The sequence below is a fragment of the Trinickia sp. genome (assembly GCF_051953955.1).
Taxonomy (GTDB): domain Bacteria; phylum Pseudomonadota; class Gammaproteobacteria; order Burkholderiales; family Burkholderiaceae; genus Trinickia.
The window spans coordinates 72,801-90,268 of record NZ_JBQCIF010000015.1; the positions used below are offsets into that span (position 1 = coordinate 72,801).

Annotated in this window: 14 protein-coding genes; 6 read left to right on the forward strand and 8 right to left on the reverse strand. The window is 65.5% G+C overall.

What is annotated here, in order from left to right; all coding sequences use genetic code 11:
* The first annotated feature begins 185 nt into the window (after nt 1-185).
* Nucleotides 186-1,037 carry a pyridoxal kinase PdxY gene (pdxY, locus tag ACTHNZ_RS02595; RefSeq protein ID WP_440540926.1) on the forward strand — a complete coding sequence of 284 codons (852 nt, stop codon included), beginning with the start codon at nt 186-188 and terminating at the stop codon, nt 1,035-1,037.
* A gap of 23 nt (nt 1,038-1,060) precedes the next feature.
* On the opposite strand, the gene ACTHNZ_RS02600 is transcribed toward pdxY, so the two are convergent.
* Complete coding sequence (locus ACTHNZ_RS02600) at nt 1,061-1,981, reverse strand: DMT family transporter (protein ID WP_440540927.1); 921 nt, start codon at nt 1,979-1,981, stop codon at nt 1,061-1,063.
* 697 nt (nt 1,982-2,678) lie between these two features.
* Here ACTHNZ_RS02600 and ACTHNZ_RS02605 point away from each other — a divergent pair.
* The 3 genes from ACTHNZ_RS02605 (at nt 2,679) to ACTHNZ_RS02615 (ending at nt 7,436) form a co-directional block, all read left to right on the forward strand.
* Nucleotides 2,679-3,827: a branched-chain amino acid ABC transporter substrate-binding protein gene (locus ACTHNZ_RS02605; RefSeq protein WP_440540928.1), complete on the forward strand. Its 1,149-nt coding sequence runs from the start codon at nt 2,679-2,681 to the stop codon at nt 3,825-3,827.
* Between the two features lie 112 nt (nt 3,828-3,939).
* Nucleotides 3,940-5,112 (forward strand): NAD(P)/FAD-dependent oxidoreductase, encoded by a 1,173-nt coding sequence (locus ACTHNZ_RS02610; protein WP_440540929.1) that lies wholly within the window; start codon nt 3,940-3,942, stop codon nt 5,110-5,112.
* Between the two features lie 293 nt (nt 5,113-5,405).
* The gene (locus ACTHNZ_RS02615) at nt 5,406-7,436 is read left to right on the forward strand and encodes an alkaline phosphatase family protein (RefSeq protein WP_440540930.1); all 2,031 of its coding nucleotides are present in this window, start codon (nt 5,406-5,408) and stop codon (nt 7,434-7,436) included.
* A gap of 143 nt (nt 7,437-7,579) precedes the next feature.
* Here the strand turns inward: ACTHNZ_RS02615 and ACTHNZ_RS02620 are convergent, their stop codons facing one another.
* Together ACTHNZ_RS02620 and ACTHNZ_RS02625 are read right to left on the reverse strand one after the other, a co-directional pair.
* The gene (locus ACTHNZ_RS02620) at nt 7,580-9,550 is read right to left on the reverse strand and encodes a DUF3857 domain-containing transglutaminase family protein (RefSeq protein WP_440540931.1); all 1,971 of its coding nucleotides are present in this window, start codon (nt 9,548-9,550) and stop codon (nt 7,580-7,582) included.
* Nucleotides 9,547-10,458, reverse strand: a complete 912-nt coding sequence (locus ACTHNZ_RS02625) for a helix-turn-helix transcriptional regulator (RefSeq protein ID WP_440540932.1) — start codon at nt 10,456-10,458, stop codon at nt 9,547-9,549. The genes ACTHNZ_RS02620 and ACTHNZ_RS02625 overlap by 4 nt, the downstream gene beginning before the upstream one ends.
* A gap of 97 nt (nt 10,459-10,555) precedes the next feature.
* On the opposite strand from ACTHNZ_RS02625, the gene ACTHNZ_RS02630 reads away from it, so the two are divergent.
* Complete coding sequence (locus ACTHNZ_RS02630; protein WP_440540933.1) at nt 10,556-11,116, forward strand: hypothetical protein; 561 nt, start codon at nt 10,556-10,558, stop codon at nt 11,114-11,116.
* 39 nt (nt 11,117-11,155) lie between these two features.
* On the opposite strand, the gene ACTHNZ_RS02635 is transcribed toward ACTHNZ_RS02630, so the two are convergent.
* Nucleotides 11,156-12,382 carry an aminotransferase class I/II-fold pyridoxal phosphate-dependent enzyme gene (locus ACTHNZ_RS02635; protein WP_440540934.1) on the reverse strand — a complete coding sequence of 409 codons (1,227 nt, stop codon included), beginning with the start codon at nt 12,380-12,382 and terminating at the stop codon, nt 11,156-11,158.
* Between the two features lie 136 nt (nt 12,383-12,518).
* Here ACTHNZ_RS02635 and ACTHNZ_RS02640 point away from each other — a divergent pair, with 136 nt between their 5' ends.
* Complete coding sequence (locus ACTHNZ_RS02640; RefSeq protein WP_440540935.1) at nt 12,519-13,370, forward strand: LysR substrate-binding domain-containing protein; 852 nt, start codon at nt 12,519-12,521, stop codon at nt 13,368-13,370.
* 66 nt (nt 13,371-13,436) lie between these two features.
* Here ACTHNZ_RS02640 and ACTHNZ_RS02645 read toward each other — a convergent pair whose 3' ends face one another.
* The 4 genes from ACTHNZ_RS02645 to hutI form a co-directional block, all read right to left on the reverse strand.
* Nucleotides 13,437-13,742 carry a HigA family addiction module antitoxin gene (locus ACTHNZ_RS02645; protein WP_440540936.1) on the reverse strand — a complete coding sequence of 102 codons (306 nt, stop codon included), beginning with the start codon at nt 13,740-13,742 and terminating at the stop codon, nt 13,437-13,439.
* Nucleotides 13,743-13,923: 181 nt separating this feature from the next.
* Nucleotides 13,924-14,736, reverse strand: coding sequence for an N-formylglutamate deformylase (hutG, locus tag ACTHNZ_RS02650; protein WP_440540937.1), 813 nt, complete (start codon nt 14,734-14,736; stop codon nt 13,924-13,926).
* Nucleotides 14,737-14,755: 19 nt separating this feature from the next.
* Nucleotides 14,756-16,147: a formimidoylglutamate deiminase gene (locus ACTHNZ_RS02655; protein WP_440540938.1), complete on the reverse strand. Its 1,392-nt coding sequence runs from the start codon at nt 16,145-16,147 to the stop codon at nt 14,756-14,758.
* Entirely contained in the window at nt 16,144-17,430 is a 1,287-nt protein-coding gene (hutI, locus tag ACTHNZ_RS02660; RefSeq protein WP_440540939.1) for an imidazolonepropionase, read from the reverse strand. The genes ACTHNZ_RS02655 and hutI overlap by 4 nt, the downstream gene beginning before the upstream one ends.
* Nucleotides 17,431-17,468: the final 38 nt, after the last annotated feature.

A 17,468-nucleotide genomic window follows, 5' to 3' on the forward strand; every position in this document is an offset into this window, starting at 1 on the left:
CCGCCGGGCGAACGGCACGCGGTCAGGCCCGGAACGTGCGGGCGGCGCCCGATGACGCGACGCAACAATTCATGTATCTTGCATAAATAGCGGGGCTTTCTCTGGCGAGCCGCGGGCCGGGGCCGTATCGACGGAACGGACCGCACCGCTTCGAGCCATAGGCGCTTCATGCGAGCACACTCATCATGAAAAACGTCTTGAGCATTCAACCGCACGTCGTCTTCGGCCACGCGGGCAACAGCGCAGCCGTCTTTCCGATGCAGCGGCTCGGCGTGAACGTCTGGCCGCTCGATACGATGCAGTTCTCGAATCACATGCAGTACGGTCACTGGGCCGGCAGCTCGATCGATCCGCCGCAGATGGCCGAGCTCGTCGAAGGGATCGGCACGATCGGCATGCTTCGGCGCTGCGATGCGATCGTCTCCGGCTATCTCGGCTCGAAGGCCCACGCGCAGGCCGTCGCGGACATCGTGCGCACCGTCAAGGCGACGAATCCCGAGGCCTGGCACTTTTGCACGCCCGTCATCGGGGCCGGTGCCGGTGCGAGCGTCGACGCCTATCTGCTCGAGACGATGCCCGCGCTCGCCGATGGACTTTCGCCGACGCACGACACGCTGCAAAAGCTCGTCGGCCGCACGATCGAAACGGTCGACGAAACCGTCGCGGCGTGCCGGGAGATCATCCGCGGCGGGCCTCAGATCGTGCTCGTCAAGCAGCTCATCGACCGCAATAGCCCGGCCGACCGCGTCAACTTGCTCATCGTGACCGAGCGCGAAGCGTGGATGACGCAGCATCCGCGCTATCCGTTCGCGCGCCAGCCCGTCGGCGTAGGCGAGTTGACGAGCGCAACGTTCGTGGCGCGGCGCCTGACCGGCGATTCGCTGCGCACCGCGTTCGAGCACGCGGTTTCCGCCGTGCATGCCGTCCTGAAAGCGACTTACGCCGCGGGCCGCTACGAACTCGAGCTCGTCGCGGCGCAAGACGATATCGCCAAGCCGCGCGAGTGGCTCGGCGCGTGGGCGATCGGCGCGGGTTGAAGGGTTGGAGCCATGTTCGGCCGCTACGTTCGAATCGCGGCGCTAACCGATGGAGCGGTATCGCGAGCCGCGCGTTGCCGTCCTATCTGCAGCATCGCGATGCTGGCGAGGATCAAAACGATGGCCGCCACTTCCCAAATCCCGACCTTCTCGCCCGCGATCCAGCCGATCAGCAGCGCGACGGTCGGCGTAATATAGGTCGCCCCCGAGGCCGCCACCGCGCCAAGTTCCTGAAGCAGGTAGTAATAGATCAGGAACGCGGCCCCGGTTCCGAGCACGCCGAGTCCGATCACGACGCTCAAAGCCGCGCGCGGATCGTGGGTAATCCGACCCATACCCGAATAGTTCGTCGTCACGAGCAGGATCGACAACGCGAGCCCCATCTGCCAAGTGGCCAGCGCGACGGGCGGCAAGTTGTGCGGCGCCAGAAAGCGACGCACATAAACATACGAAATGCCGAGAACGACCGCGCTCGCCAACATCCAGTAGACGCCGTCGAGATCTATCGGGTTGTTCGCCCCTTCCCAAGGCCGCGCAATCAACACGATGCCTGCAAAGCCCACGGCAACCCCGAGCCCCATCATGGCGTTCAGCTTTTCGGTGCGCAGGAAGAGAACGGACGCAATTGCGGTAAAAATGGCGATCGACCCGCCCAGCACGCCCGCCACACCGGAGGGTAGTAACGCCGTGCCCTTGATGACGGCCACATAGTAGAAGGCCGTCGCGATTGCCGCCATCACGAAGAAATGCGGCAGGTGCCGCACCTGGCTACGATGAATCACCCCAGTGCGCCAAGCTGCGAACGCAAGCGGAAGGAAACCAAAGAATACGCGTAGCAAGGCCACTTGAGCCGGGCTGATCCACGCCGTCGCCCATTTCATGTAGATGAAGTTCGATCCCCACAGGAGACCGAGAAAAACGAACGCGACTTTGGTGAGTTTCACGGTGCGCACCTCGACTGAAATGACAGGATTCTTTACATCCGAATCTCCAATCAACGGCCGCAACTCGTGGCCTAAAGACGACCCGATAACTGACCGGCTGGTGAAAAATCATACATAAAATCGATCCATTGTCGGCAACCATCGTGAAGATCGATCGAATATCCTACCCACGGGCCGCACGTCACGGCCCGCTCGCGCTCGCAACGGCGCACGATGAATCGCCTAGCCGCGAAAGCGGCTCGGCGCGTGTCCGATCGATACCGCTCGGCGTCGAACTTCAGTCGAGCTTGAACCGCCCGACGGCGGGCGGCGAGATTGCGCGCTGCAGCGCAAAAAAATGCTACGAATAGCGGTGAATACCGGGAAGCGGCAGCGCGCGGGAGCTGCGATCGATTCGCGATCGCCTCGATTTATCCGGCTGTGCCGAAATGCGCATAGGAATCGTCGCGAAAGGTCAAGACGGAGCGATATTGGCTTTCTATAGTCGCTCGAAACGATCGCGGCGGCGCCTCTCGCGTCGCGCGGTCCGATCAACACACGCCCTGCAGGAGGTGACCGCCACACGCCGTGAAGCTGTCAAGACGAACAAGAGCCGTGCACCGGCCGCTGCCCCGAAGGCGCCCAGCGCTACGAGCAGGCTTGATGCCGGCATGCACGCCACCGCAGTGAATTCATGCTTGCCGACAAAGGAAACAACATGCGTTTTGCGAAGACCCTCTCCCCTATCGCAGTTGCAGTTGGAGCATTGCTCGCGCTCGCGCCGCTTGCCTCTCGCGCGGACACCGTCGTGAAAATCGGTTTTGCCGCTCCGCTCACCGGGCCTAATGCGAGCTACGGCAAAGACCTGGAAGACGGCGTAAAAATGGCGCTCGACGACGCCAAAGCGCAGGGCGTCAAGATCAACGGCCAGCCCGTTTCGTTCGAACTCGTCGCCGAAGACGATCAAGCCGACCCGCGCGTGGGCGTGCAAGTCGCGCAAAAGCTCGTGGATGAAGGCGTTTCGGTCGTCGTCGGCCACTTCAACTCGGGCACGACGATCCCGGCTTCCGAGCTCTACGAAAAAGCCGGCATTCCGGACATCGACCCGGCGGCCACGAACCCGACCATCAGCGGGCGCGGTTTCAAGAATATCTTCATGGTGATCTCGAGCGACGCGCAAAACGCGGGCACGGCCGGCACCTACGCGGTGAAGACGACCAAGGCCAAGCACATCGCCGTCATCGACGACCGCACCGCATTCGGGCAAGGCGAAGCCGATGAATTCGTGAAGGCCGTGAAGGCCGCCGGCGGCGATATCGTCGATCGTGAGTACACGACGAATCAGGCAACGGACTTCAAGACGCAATTGACGAACATCAAGGGCAAGAATCCCGACCTGATCTTCGTCGGCGCGCTCAATCCGCAGGCCGCCGGCATCATGAAACAGATGAACCAGTTGGGGATCAAAGCGCAGTTCGTCGGCGGCGGCGGGGTGAAGGACATCGACTTCATCAAGCTCGCGGGCGACGTGTCGGAAGGCGCGATGGCGTGGGAATATGGCCGTCCGCTCGACAGCACGCCGGTGGGCTCGAAGTTCGCGGAACGCTTCAAGCAAAAGTTCGGCGTGGACGTGCTCTCGTACGCGCCGTTCGGCTATGACGCCGCGTGGGCGGCGATCAAGGCCATGCAGGCGGCGAACTCGACCAAGCCCGACGACTATCGCCCGAAGCTGCAAAGCATCAGCTTCGACGGCATCACGGGCCATATCGCGTTCAATCCGAACGGCTCGCTCAAGAACGGTTCGTCCACCGTCTATCAAGTCAAAGGCGGGCAGTGGGTAACGGTGAAGACGGTCAGCGGTCTTTGATCGCCCTCGCCGGTCCGCCGCATCCGCGGGCAGGCCGGACCTTCGGCGCGGTGCCATTGGGCACCGCGCTTTTTTCGCACGTCCGTTTCTCGCATTTTGGTTCGAGGTATCAATGGTTTCGAAGATCGTAGTCGTGGGGGGCGGCGTCATCGGCAGCGCCGTGGCGTACTTTCTGCGCAGTAGCGACCCGAGCGTCGACGTGACCGTGCTCGAGCGCGATCCGAGCTACGCGCGCGCCTCGTCGGCCTTGTCGGCAGCTTCGATCCGCCAACAGTTCTCGACGCCGCTGTCGGTGCAAATGTCGCTGTACGGCATCGAGTTCCTGCGCTCGATCGGCGAGCGGCTCGCCGTCGGCGGTGAAGCACCGTCGATCGATTTGCATGAAGGCGGCTATCTCTTTCTCGCCACGCCGGCCGGCGAATCGATCCTGCGGGCGAACCATGCGCTGCAAACGTCGCTCGGCGCGCAGATCCGCTACTTGCCGCAAGGCGAGCTGCAAACGACGTTTCCGTGGCTGAATACGGAAGATCTCGTGGCCGGCACCTACGGCGTATCGGGTGAAGGCTGGTTCGACGGCTATGGGCTCGTGCAGGCATTGCGCAAGAAGGCGCAATCGCTGGGCGCGCGCTACGTCGCGAGCGATGCCACGAGCGTGCGGCGCGCGGGCCGACGCGTGACGCACGTGATGACGGCAAGCGGCGACGCGCTCGAATGCGACGTGATGGTCAACGCGGCGGGCCCCTGGGCGCGTCGCGTAGCGGACATGCTCGGTATCGAGCTACCCGTCCATGCGCGCCGTCGCAGCATCTTCAACGTGAGCTCGCCGGCCAAGCTGGAACGTTGTCCGCTGCTGATCGATCCGACCGGCGTTTACTTCCGGCCAGAGGGAAAGACCTACATCTGCGGGACGTCGCCGAGCGCCGATCGCGACCCTGACGATCTGCCGCTCGACGAAGTCGATCACGCGCTGTTCGACGACGTCATTTGGCCGACGCTGGCGCATCGCGTGCCGCAATTCGAAGCGCTGCGCGTCGAGCACGCTTGGTCCGGTTACTACGAATACAACGTGTTCGACCACAACGCGATCATCGGCTACCACCCCGACGTGGAAAACTGCGTGTTCGCGAACGGGTTCAGCGGCCACGGCCTGCAACAAGGCCCCGCAACGGGGCGCGGCGTCGCAGAGCTGATCTTGCAGGGCCGCTTCGTCTCGCTCGATCTCTCGCCGCTCGGCTTCGAGCGCGTGCTGGAAAACCGTCCCGTCGTCGAGCGCAACGTCGTTTAGCGCAGCGAGCATTTGAAGAATTCGTAGGAGCATTCGAGCGCCGCCTCGCAACGACGAGGCGGCCTTTTGCCGCCCTCTCGCCGGTCAGCTCAGCCCCCCCCCAGTCACTCGCGACTGTCACATTCCCTTCCCACATGCGTCACGGTCGGCCGGTATCGTTGCCGGCAGTCGCTCTCGCGGCATTCACGTTCGACCCAACCACGAGCAGACGAAGACGAGGCGCAAAAGCGCCCAGACCACACCGCTACGCTTCCGATCCCCGCAGTTGTCTGTCTTAGTCAACGGAGATTTACATGAAGCGACATGAGAAGGTCAGAGGTGGTCCCGCAATCGTGCGCGCCGGCTTGACGGTCAGCGCGCTTTCGCTCGCGCTTGCCGGCGCGTTGCTGCCCGCGCTCGCCGCGAGCCAACCGCAACAGACTGCCGATCCGTCCACGGCAACGATGACGCCGATCAAGCACGTGATCGTCATCGTCGGCGAAAACCGCACGTTCGACCAAGTGTTCGGCGCGTATAAGCCACGCGCCGGCCAGAGCATCGACAACCTGCTCTCGAAGGGCATCATCACCGCCGACGGCCGGCCGGGCCCGAACTTTGCGTTCGCCGCGCAGAACACCGCGCAAGCCGTGGATCCGACGCGCTTCGAAATGAACCCTGGCGGCAAGAAGCCGTATAGCGTATTGCCCGCGCCCAACACCGGCTCCGCCCCGACCGCCGCAAGCGATACGAACCCGCCGCCGTTCGCGACGCTCGCCGCGGCGCAAGCCGCCGAAGGCGCCGTGCTCGAACCGCAAGACGTCGCACAACTGACGACCGGCGCGACGGGCCTGCCGAGCGGCGTGCCCGACACGCGCTTCGGCGCGAACACGTTCAATCTACCGAACGGCCCGTATCAAATCTCGCGGGTCGGCCCGAACTACGACCAATACGTGGCAAGCCCCGTGCATCGCTTCTATCAAGCTTGGCAACAAGCCGACTGCAGCATGACGCGCGCAAGCTGGAAGAATCCGAGCGGCTGCGCGATGGATCTATTCCCGTGGGTCGAAACCTCGATCGGCGCCGGCAGCAACGGCAAGCCGCAGCCGGCCAACTTCAACGATCAAACGACCGGTGAAGGCTCGACGGCGCTCGGCTTTTACAACGTGAACACGGGCGACATGCCGTACTTCGCCGAACTCGCCCGCAAGTTCACGATCAGCGACAACTACCACCAACCCGTCATGGGCGGCACGGGCGCGAACAGCATCATGATCGGCACCGCCGACGCGCTCTACTACACGGACGGACATGGGCACGCCACGACGCCGCCTTCGAACGAAATCGAGGATCCGCGCCCGCGCGCCGGCACGAACAACTGGTACGCGCAAGACGGCTATTCGGGCGGCTCGTACAGCAACTGCTCCGATCTCTCGCAGCCGGGCGTCGGAGCGATCCACAGCTATCTGAATGCGCTGCCGTATCACCCCAAGGCGAACTGCGCACCCGGTGCCTACTATCTGCTGAACAACTACAATCCCGGCTACAACGGGGACGGCACGGTCAACGCGAGCAATTTCACGATTCCGCCGTCGCCCGTGCGCACGATCGCGGACACGCTGCTCGCCAAGGGCGTTTCATGGAAGTACTACGGGGAAGGCTGGAACTCGTTCGTCGCCAATTCGCCGAAGAGTCCGTATTGCAACATCTGCAATCCGTTCCTCTATGAAACGGCGATCATGACGAAGCCCGCGCTCGTCAAGGCCCACTTGCAAGACACGACCGACCTCTATGCCGACATCGCCAGCGGCAACTTGCCGGCCGTGTCGTTCGTGAAGCCGGGCGGTCTGCTCGACGGTCACCCCGCTTCGTCGAAGTACGGCCTGTTCGAGGCATTTTCGCGCAAGCTCATCGATTCGGTGCGCAGCAATCCGAAGCTGTGGGCATCGACGGCGATCTTCATCACGAACGACGAAGGCGGCGGCTACTACGATTCGGGCTATATCCAGCCGGTCGATTACTTCGGCGACGGCCCGCGCATTCCTCTGATCATCGTCTCGCCCTACTCGCGCGGGGGCCGCGTCGTGCACCAGTACAGCGATCACGTTTCGCTCGTGAAATTCATCGAGCGCAACTGGCAGCTCACGCCGATCACGAACCGCAGCCGCGACAATCTGCCGAACCCGGTGCAAACGTCGTGGAATCCGTATGTCCCGGTCAATGCGCCTGCGCTCGGCGACTTGTTCGACGCGTTCCGCTTCGGTCATCGGCATCACGGCGACGGCGACGGTGACGGTGACGACAACGGTCAGAGCCATCAAGGCGGTGCGGGTTGGTCGCCGTTCTGATCCCCGAGGCCTGAACGACACCGTCCGGCTCACCCAGTAGAAGAAGGGACGCGCGGCACGGAACACTCATGCCGCGCGTCGTTCTCGGGTGGCGCCGGGGTGGCGCCGGAACGGCGCTCGAGTTGCTACCGGCCGTCTGCGATTCAATGCATCGCTCGCGCGCCGATCGCCTGCACGATGATTTGAGCCGACGTGTCGCGTTGAACGCGCACGAGCGTATCGCGCATCGCATCGAAGTCCTTCGGCGTGCAGACTTGCCCGCCGAAATCGGCCCGCAGCCGGCGCGAGATCTGAACGACGCGCGAAACGGGATCGACTACGTACTGCGCGCTGTAGTCGATCGGCCCCGCGCCGATCGCGACGTCCGAAGGGACATAGACGAGCTTCACGTCGCGCGGCAACGTCACCGTTCCGTGCTCGGCGAACGTGCCGCCGATGCACACGTACGACTGCGTGCGCGTGGAATTGGCCAGCCAATCGCCTACCTGCGACCCGATCCCGCCCGCGAAGCTCGATAACGCCGGCAGCGCCGTCATGCCGTCGTTCCAGACGACGTGCTCGAGTGTGCCCGTCATCGCGACGGCAAACGGGCCGCTCGTGGCACCGGCGTCGCCGGTCTCGATCGAAGCGGTCCCGCGCAACCCTGTCCTTCGCAGCCGCTCATAGGCGATTTCGGCAGCATGCGCACGCGTGGCACGCCGAAAGACGTTGCGCTCGAGCTCGGCAGTAAAGCCGTCGTCTTCCACGCGATAGCCGTAGCGTGCATTGCCGCGCTCGTCGATCTCGAGATCGACGCGGGCATCGCGCCCGCGCACCTGCGTGGCGGGCGTTCTCGTCAACACGCCGTCATCGACGAGCAGCGCGGGCCGATCCATTACGCTCGGGGGCAAGAACCCGAACGCAATGCCGCCGCCGGACGTCGTATCGGCGAAACGGCCAAGCTCGGGAATCCAGACGATGACGTGATTGATCGCCCCCGCGCCGTATCCGGGCACGGCCGGCAACGTATAAACCGGACCAAGGCCGATCAAGGCGGGCTCGCTGCGAATGCCGACCGCCGCGAGCAACGCGCCGAACAGCGCGACATGATCCTTGCAGTCGCCATAGCGGTGGTGCAGGACGTCGATGACACGATGCGGTTTCGCTGCCGTCTCGCCGAGAAACAGCGCGACGTAGCGGATATTCGCCCGTGTCCAGTCGTAAAGGCGCGCGGCCTTCGTCCACTCGTCGGGGGCATCGTGCGTCAGTGCGCGCGCCAATGCGACGACCTGAGGGTCGCTCGCGGTCGGGTCCGCCGCATCGGCGCGGTATCGCGCCGCGAATGCGGCGTAGCTCGGCACCGTCGTCACCATGAGCCGGTCGCCATCGTTCGCTTCGCCGACGGCGCCGTGCTCGATGCGCGCAAACGGCCCATGGCGATAATCGAACTCGTATCGCGTTCGCCCGCGATCGGTGACGGGATCGCGCGCGACGTAACCGCGCGCATCGGCGTAAAGCGGCATGTCGGCAGGCAAATCGAAGACGAGACGCTGATCGAGCACCGGGTCCCGGGCCGGCACCGCGAAATATTCGAATACGCCGGGCTGCATCGCCTTGCGCGATTTGCGAAACGTCAGATGCTCGCGCCAGCCCGGCTCGATCCCCGGAAAGATGACCGTGCGCAGCACGCCGTCTTCGAACGTCGGCGCACCAGCCGCGCGCGGCTCTTGCACGTCGCGGATCGCATCGGGGCCGACCGGATGCACCCCGCCTCGCGGATCGATCGATTCGGCGGAAAGCGCATCGATGCGCTCGATGTCCTTGTTGAACCAGACATAGCGCTGCGCGATGTCGTCCACACCCGCGACGGTGTTGGCCCGCAGCGTCGTCTCGTCGTTTTCGACGACAGAGCCGTCGCGCGCGACGGTGAAGACGTGCACGTCGGACTCGATCGTCGCGGGCGCGGTGTCTTCCGCGCGTGCCTCCGACGGCGAGGCCCGAGCCGCGGTGCCGGCTTGCGCGACGATGCACGACAGCAGACAGGCGATGACGCGAAGCGCCGCCGCGCGTCGCCGGCTCGGGCTCGGGCTCAGGCTCGGGCAATGCGGACGAAAGGCCCGCTCGCACGTCTTCATGACTGCCAGCGCGCTCGGTACGCGCGCGGAGCAATGCCGAACTCGGCTCTGAACGCCCGGTTGAAATTCGACAGATCGGCGAAGCCGCAATCGAATGCGACGTCGACGATCTTGCCGGGCGCATCGGCCAGCCGCTGCGCCGCGGCCCGCAACCGCGAACGTAGAACGTACTGATGCGGTGTCACGCCCGTCGCGCGCTCGAACGTGCGCAGGAAGTGATAAGGGCTGAGCCCGGCGTCCTCCGCCAGCGTATCCAAGCCGAACTCGCCGTCAGGACGCGCCTCGATCTGCCTCACCGTCTCGATGACGCGCGCGAGTGCGGCGGGCGCGACGCGCTTCGCATCGGTCCGCGGCACGATCCCAGTGAGCCGCACGACGCGGATCGCGAGCGCTTGCGCCATCTCGTCCCATGCCAAGCCGGGGAGTCGGTCGAGCCCCGATGCGGCCGTCGCGCCCGTGCTCGCCGCGGCAACGAACGGCGCAAGCGCCTGCGACGGCTCGATACGGGCCGCGCCGAATGCAGGCGCGGGACCGGCGCCACCGGCGTCGGCAAACAAACGCTCGAAGTATTCCGGCCGATAGCGAAACGCGATGCAGCGATCGCCGGCTCGATGGCGATGGCCGCATTCGAAACATTCGCCGGCATGGCCGAGCATGACCGCGCCGGGCGTCATCAACGCACGGCCCGTTTCCGACCGGTATTCGAATGCACCGGCGGCAACGAGCGCAATGCAGAAAGCCTCATGGTGCTCCTCGAACGCATGGTCGCCGGGGCCGCACGTGCATAGTACGTCGGCCACTTCCCAGCCCCGGCCGCGCGCGAGGGTACGCGGCTCGGTCGTCCCGGCCGCCGCGTCGCGCGCGCGCCGCACGAGCGCGCGTTCCAGATCCAGCGCAATTTTTGCCAAGATTCGCCTCGCTGAACGCCCTATCGTGATCGCACCTTCCGCGTGTGCCGCAGCATGGGACACGCGGCGTCACGACACTTCGCCAAGGAGATCATCGATGAGCCCTATCGAAAGCCTCACCCCCGAAGCCTTGCTGCCCGCCCTCGCCGCCCCCGGCCGCGCGGCCGGCATCGAGGAAGCCGACGACGTCTACGGTTGGCTGGTCGGCAGTTGGTCGCTACAGGTGCTGCATTATCGCGGATGCGACGTGCGTAGCGAACGTTTGACCGCCGAAGTGCACGCCGGCTGGGTGCTCGAAGGACGCGCCATACAGGATGTCTGGATTATGCCTTGCCGCGAGGATCGCCGCGCGGGCCGGATGGCGCGTGACCCGCTGAACGACATGTACGGCTCGACGCTGCGCATGTGGGACCCGGCCCTGCGCGCTTGGCGCATTGCGTGGAACAATCCCGCGACCGGCCATCGCGAAACGCAGATCGGCCGGCGAATCGCCGAAGAAATCGTGCAAACGGGAGCCCGCGCCGATGGTCAGGCGACGCGCTGGCGCTTCACGGAAATCACAGCGAACGGCTTTCATTGGATCGGCGAAGCGCTCGACGCCGACGGCAAGACCTGGCGACTCGAAGGCGAGTTCATCGCCACGCGCATCAACGCGTAGCCTAGCGTAGCAGTAGCGCACTGCTTCCGATACGCATCATCAGCGCGCGCCTCGAGCACCCTCCTCCAAGGCGCGGCGCAACGAGAGCCCGATGGCCAGCGCCGCCAGCTCGATCTGAGCCGGACTCGGGCAGCTCGGCGCAATGCGCAAGTGCCGATCACGCGGATCGACGCGATACGGAAACGCCGCGCCGGCGGGCGTCAGCACCACGCCTGCTTGGGCAGCCAGTTCGACGGTCCGCTTCGCATGGCCGTCGGGCACGAACAAGCTCACGAAATAGCCGCCTTTCGGCTTCGTCCATGATACGCCGGGGACATCGCCGAGCAACGCCCGCAACGACGCATCGAGCGCTTCGAACTTCGGCTGCAAAATCGCCCGATGACGCTGCATCAACCGCTCGAGCCCGGCGCGGTCCCGCAAATGATGGACGTGCCGCAGCTGGTTCAGCTTATCGGGCCCGATGGTGCGCACGGAGACGCAGCGCTGCCACCAATCGATGTTGCCCGGCGATGAGGCGAGAAACGCAAGCCCGCCGCCTCCGAACGTCACTTTCGAAGTCGAAGCGAAGACGAGCGCGCGGTCGGGATGACCAGCCTCGGTGCAGGCAGCCACGATGTCGGGTGTGGCGTACCGCTCCTGCGTCAAATGATGAAAGCGGTAAGCGTCATCCCACAGCAGGAAAAAATCGGGCGCCGCCGCCCGCATGCGCGCAAGACGCCGCACCGTTTCATGCGAATAGATCGCCCCCGTGGGATTGCCGTAGAGCGGCGTGCACCAGATGCCCTTGATCGCGGGGTCTGCCGCGACGAGCGCCTCGACGCGCTCCATATCGGGACCGTCGTCGTTCGTCGGCACTGCGATCATGCGAATGCCGAGCGCTTCGCAGATCGCGAAGTGCCGGTCGTAGCCAGGCACCGGACACAAGAATGCGACGTCGGCGGTGCGCGCCCACGGCTCGCCCTGAGCAGTGCCCCGCAGCATCGCGAACGCGAGTGCATCGTGCATGAGCTCGAGGCTCGAATTACCGGCCGCGACGACTTGATCCGCAGGCAGCCCGAGCAATTGCGCGCCCAGCTCTCGCGCTTCGGGCAAGCCGAGCACGTGACCATAGTTGCGGCAATCGATTCCGTCGCGCGATCGATACCCGGCCTGCCCCACGTCGTCGATCAACGCCTGCGAAAGATCGAGTTGCTCGGGGGCGGGCTTGCCGCGCGTCATATCGATCGAAAGGCGCTGCGCCTTGAATTCCTCGTAAGTCATCGTCATCGCTCGTCCAATGTGGAAAAGGGTCGAACCGCCCGGTGCGATCGAGTATGACGATTCCCCTGCCTTCAGACAAACGCGTTATATTGATCTTGGCCTTCAGATTTTCTGATGGCACAAAGTCATAACCTCCGACATCGTGAAAACACTCGATTTGGATGTGCTGTCGATGGTCGTGGCCGTCGCCGATGCGGGCAGCTTCGTGCGCGGCGCGGCCCTCGTCCATCGCTCGCAGTCGGCCGTGAGCATGCAGGTCAAAGCCCTCGAGCAGGCACTCGGCAAGCCCCTGTTCGAGCGGCACCCACGCAGCGTCGTGCCGACGCAGGAGGGCCTCGTGCTGGCCGATTACGCGCGGCGCATGCTGGCGCTGCGCGACGAAGCGTGGGCCGCGCTCGTGCATCCGGACGTGAAGGGGCGCGTAGTCATCGGCGTGCCCGACGACTACGCGTCATCGCTGCTGCCGCCCGTTCTGCGCAAGTTTTCGGCGATCTACCCCAAGGTGGAAATCCAGGTGATCGGGCTGCCCAGCCACGCGTTGGCTCCGCTCGTGAACGAGGACAAGGTCGATCTGGCCTGCATGACGCGCGTCAAAGGCATCCGCGGCAAACGGGTGCGGCTCGAGCCGATCGTCTGGGCCGGCGCGCCGCGCGGGTCCGCTCCCTGGCGAGAGCGCCCCCTGCCGATCGCCGTATTCGCCTCGGGCAGCGTCGCGCGAGAGAACGCGATTCGCGCACTCAAGCAAGCGCGGATTGCCCACCGAACGTCCTACGAGAGCCCAAGCCTGCTCGGTCTCTTCAGCATGGTCGAAGCGGGGCTCGCCGTGGCGCCGATCGCGCGCTGCGCCATGCCTGAACGGTTCGTCGAGCTAGGGCGCGCCCACGGGCTGCCCGCCCTGCCGCCGCTGGAAATCGTGCTCGCCCGCAGCGCACGGTCGATGCGCCCCGAGTGCGACTTTCTCGCCGAGCAGATACTTCAGGAATTGAGGATTTGAAGACGCCGAGGCGGGCTGAAGACGCGAGGCGGAAGACGAGGCATCGCCCGCTTTGTTTCCCGGCAGTCAGAACAACGCGCGCTGACGCTGCTGGGCCATCGAAACGACGTCGAGTTCGTCCAGACGCTTGCGGGCCTTGGCCAAATCGTGCACTAGCTGGCGTTGCAACCAGGTTTCGGCGCCGCCGCCGAACGCCTTGTCGAGACGCAGCGCCATCTCGGGCGAAATGCCCGCCTTGCCGCTCAGGAGATTGGTCAGCGCCTGGCGGCTCACGCCGAGCACCGCCGCCCCCTCGGTCACGCTGAGGTTGTGCCGCTCGAGGCAGAGCTGGCGCACCACTGCGCCCGGATGAATGTTGTCGGTATCGGCCATGGGCCGAAACCATAGCGGCGAAGCGCTAGTCCGTCAATCGACAAGTGCCGATTGTCTACCGCGCGCATCACCGCACCGCACGGCGGATTGACAGAATCGAGGCGTTCGGCTCAACGCGAGTTCGAACGCGCGTGCCGCCCCGTCTCGCATCGCATGGCGGCGCATTGCCGCGGCCACGCGATCAAGCGGGCGGCAGCCGCGCGAGCGCCTCGTCGATCAGCGCATCGAGCAACGGCTCGATCCGTGCGGCGAGCGCATCGTCATAAGCGTAGGGACGCGTCTCCTGCATATAGGTGATTTGCGACAGTTCCAGCTGCACGGCATGGATGCCCTGTTCCGGCCTGCCATACTGCCGTGTGATATATCCGCCCTTGAACCGTCCGTTCGCCACCGCCGTATAGCCGCCGTGTCCGTTCACGCATGCGGCCAACGCCTCGGCCATCCCGGGCGCCGCACTCGTCCCGCCCGCCGTCCCGAAGTTGAAATCGGGCAACCGGCCCTCGAAAAAGCGCGGCACCTGCGAGCGAATCGAGTGTGCCTCCCACAGCAGCACCGCGCCATGCCGCGCTTTCATCTCGGCCAGCGTGCGCGCTAGCGCATCGTGATATGGCTGCCAGTATCGCGCGACGCGACGCGCGGCTTCGGCATCGGTCGGTTCGCCCCCGGGGTGATAAAGCAGTGCTTTCTCGAACGTATCGATCGGCAGCAAGCCCGTCGTATCCTGCCCCGGGTATAGGTTCGCGTTGTCGGGCGGACGATTGAGGTCGACGACGTATCGCGCGTGCGACGGCACGAGCAGCGACGCGCCGCGACGTGCCGCGAACGCATAGAGGCGCTCAAGATGCCAATCGCAGTCGTCGACGTGACGAGCGACTTCGGTCATCGTCGCGGCAATGTCGGCGGGAATGTGCGTGCCTACGTGCGGCATCGAAATCAACAGCGGCAGCGTGCCGGGCCGGACGGAAAACACGGCGGGTTCGAGCGTAGCGTTCATCGTGATGGTTCGATCGAGATTAAGCCTTCAATTGCGCGACGGCCTCGCGATAAGCCGCGTAAGCCTCGTCCTCGTCTTCGTGCCGGCCCTCGTGGACGACACGGCGGCCGCCCGTGTGCACTTCGGCGATCGGCGTGCCGCCGTGCTCGCAAAACACGATGCCTGAGAGCCAATCGCCCGGTTCGCGTCCGTGCAGGCTCGGATGCGCAACGTCGAGTATGAGCCAATCGGCGCGGCACCCCGGCGCCAGTGCGCCGACGGCTCGCCCGCTCGCCCTCGCACCGCCCGCGAGCGCTGCGTGAAAGAGGCGGTCGGCCACTTGCGGCCGCGCCTCGGACGCGAGCACGTTGCGTTGCCGCAGCATGAGACGCTGCCCGTATTCGAGCAATCGCAACTCCGCGCGCCAATCGACGGCAACGTGGCTGTCCGAGCCGATGCCGATACACCCGTTCGAGTCGAGGTACCGCCGCGCGGGAAACAGGCCGTCGCCGAGATTTGCTTCGGTCGTCGGGCAAAGCCCCGCCACGGCGCCGCTGGCCGCCAACGCGGCCGCCTCCGCCTCGTCTACGTGCGTGGCGTGCACGAGGCACCAGCGCGCGCCGACGTCGAAGCGATCGAGCAGCCAGGCGACAGGGCGTCGGCCGGTGGCGGCAACGCATTCGTCGACTTCGCCGGTCTGCTCGGCGATATGAATGTGGATCGGCGCGCCGGGCAGATGAGCGTCGAGCCCATGGAGCAGCGCTCGCAGCGAGGCTTCGGATACCGCCCGCAGCGAATGCGGCGCCACCCCGTAGGCCAATGCGCCGTTCGCCGGCCGCTCGCGCCGCAGCGTCAGCAACAGATCGAGCAGCGATTCCGGCGTATTGAGGAAGCGCCGCTGATCGGGGCGCGGCTCGCGCTTGCCGAAGCCGCTGTACTGATAGAGCACCGGCAGCATCGTCATCCCGATGCCGGCTTGCGCTGCGGCATCGACGACACGCTGCCCGAGTTCCGCCGCGTTTGCATAACGGCTGCCGTCTTGTGCGTGATGCACGTAATGAAACTCGCAGACGGACGTGTAGCCGGCCTTGAGCATCTCGACGTAGAGCCATCGTGCGATCGCTTCGAGCCGCTCGGGCGTGATCCGCGCGGCGAACCTGTACATCAGGTCGCGCCAGCTCCAAAAGTTCTCGCTCGCGTGCGCACGATATTCGGCGAGGCCAGCCATGGCCCGCTGAAACGCGTGCGAATGCAGGTTCGGCATGCCCGGCACGATCGGTCCATCGGCATGCCCGACACCGGCCGGCGCAGCGACGCCTGGCGTAACGGCCTCGAGGATACCTTCGTCGTTCCATTCGAGCAGCACGTCGCGCCGCCACCCCTGCGGGAGATAGGCGTGCGCCGCGAACAGCGCGTGGCGATCGTTCCTCACTTCGTCGTCCTTTCGAGCGAATCGGCCCGAGAATCGGCCCCCGCATCGGGCCGGCCTGCCGCCGATCCGGCCGGGGCGCGATGAACCGTTGCTCCCGCACGCACGACGCGTGCCGCCAGCGGACGGCCTATCCAGTAAGCGAGCTCGGCCAGCGTACTGACCGACCAAGCAACGAAGTCGGCCTGCCGGCCCGGGGCCAGCTCGCCATGATGCTCGCTTCGGCCCAATGCGCGCGCCGCATGGCGCGTGACGCCCTGCAGCACTTCGGGCACCGTCAGGCGAAATAGCGTACAGCCTAGATTCAGCATCGCGAGCAGCGACGTAGCGGGCGACGTGCCGGGGTTGCTGTCCGTCGCGAGCGCGATCGGCACGCCGTAGCGGCGCAGCCAATCGATCGGCGGCAGTTGCGTCTCCCGGATGAAATAGTAGGCGCCCGGCAACAGCACCGCGACGGTCCCCGCCTCTTTCATCGCCCGCACCCCGGCCTCGTCGAGAAACTCCAGGTGATCGGCCGACAACGCGCGATAGCGTGCGGCCAGCGCCGTGCCGCCCGACAGGCTCAACTGCTCGGCGTGCATCTTGACGGGCAAGCCCAACCGCTGCGCCGCCAAGAGCACGCGCTCGCTTTGCGCGAGCGTAAAGCCGATGCGCTCGCAAAAGACGTCGACGGCATCGACGAGTCCTTCATCGGCCAATGCCGGTAGCATGCGCTCGCACACTTCGTCGATGTACGCATCGGGCCGCCCCGCGAATTCGGGCGGCAACGCATGGGCTCCGAGAAACGTCGTATAGACGGCGACGGGATACCGTTGCCCGAGCGAGCGCGCCACGCGCAGCATCTTGCGCTCGCTCGCTAGGTCGAGTCCGTAGCCCGACTTGATCTCGATCGCGCCGACGCCCTCGGCGAGTAGCGGCGTCAGCCGCGCCGCGGCCGATGCGATCAAGGTGTCCTCATCGGCCGCGCGCGTGGCGCGCACCGTCGACACGATCCCGCCTCCGCGCTGCGCGATCTCCTCGTAACTGGCTCCGGCGAGCCGCTGCGCGAATTCGTCGGCGCGATGACCGCCATAGACGAGGTGCGTGTGACAATCGACGAGGCTCGGCGTGACCCATGCGCCGCCGAGGTCTTCGCGCGGCCACGCGTCGAACTCGCGCGGCAAATCGCGTGCGGCGCCGAGCCACGCGATCGTACCGCCGCGCACGGCCAACGCCGCATCGACGATCGACTCGCCGGGATCGCCGCGCGGGCAAAGATTCAGATGATGCCAAACCAGGTCGCTCATATTGACCTCGAAATATTTGCCACAGAGCTCGGCGCGAG

Bases quoted from the DNA above. Each gene is read 5' to 3' on its own strand.
- pdxY (WP_440540926.1), top strand. From the start codon at position 186: ATGAAAAACGTCTTGAGCATTCAACCGCACGTCGTCTTCGGCCACGCG.
- ACTHNZ_RS02605 (WP_440540928.1), top strand. From the start codon at position 2,679: ATGCGTTTTGCGAAGACCCTCTCCCCTATCGCAGTTGCAGTTGGAGCA.
- ACTHNZ_RS02610 (WP_440540929.1), top strand. From the start codon at position 3,940: ATGGTTTCGAAGATCGTAGTCGTGGGGGGCGGCGTCATCGGCAGCGCC.
- ACTHNZ_RS02615 (WP_440540930.1), top strand. From the start codon at position 5,406: ATGAAGCGACATGAGAAGGTCAGAGGTGGTCCCGCAATCGTGCGCGCC.
- ACTHNZ_RS02620 (WP_440540931.1), bottom strand. From the start codon at position 9,550: ATGAAGACGTGCGAGCGGGCCTTTCGTCCGCATTGCCCGAGCCTGAGC.
- ACTHNZ_RS02630 (WP_440540933.1), top strand. From the start codon at position 10,556: ATGAGCCCTATCGAAAGCCTCACCCCCGAAGCCTTGCTGCCCGCCCTC.
- ACTHNZ_RS02635 (WP_440540934.1), bottom strand. From the start codon at position 12,382: ATGACGATGACTTACGAGGAATTCAAGGCGCAGCGCCTTTCGATCGAT.
- ACTHNZ_RS02645 (WP_440540936.1), bottom strand. From the start codon at position 13,742: ATGGCCGATACCGACAACATTCATCCGGGCGCAGTGGTGCGCCAGCTC.
- hutG (WP_440540937.1), bottom strand. From the start codon at position 14,736: ATGAACGCTACGCTCGAACCCGCCGTGTTTTCCGTCCGGCCCGGCACG.
- hutI (WP_440540939.1), bottom strand. From the start codon at position 17,430: ATGAGCGACCTGGTTTGGCATCATCTGAATCTTTGCCCGCGCGGCGAT.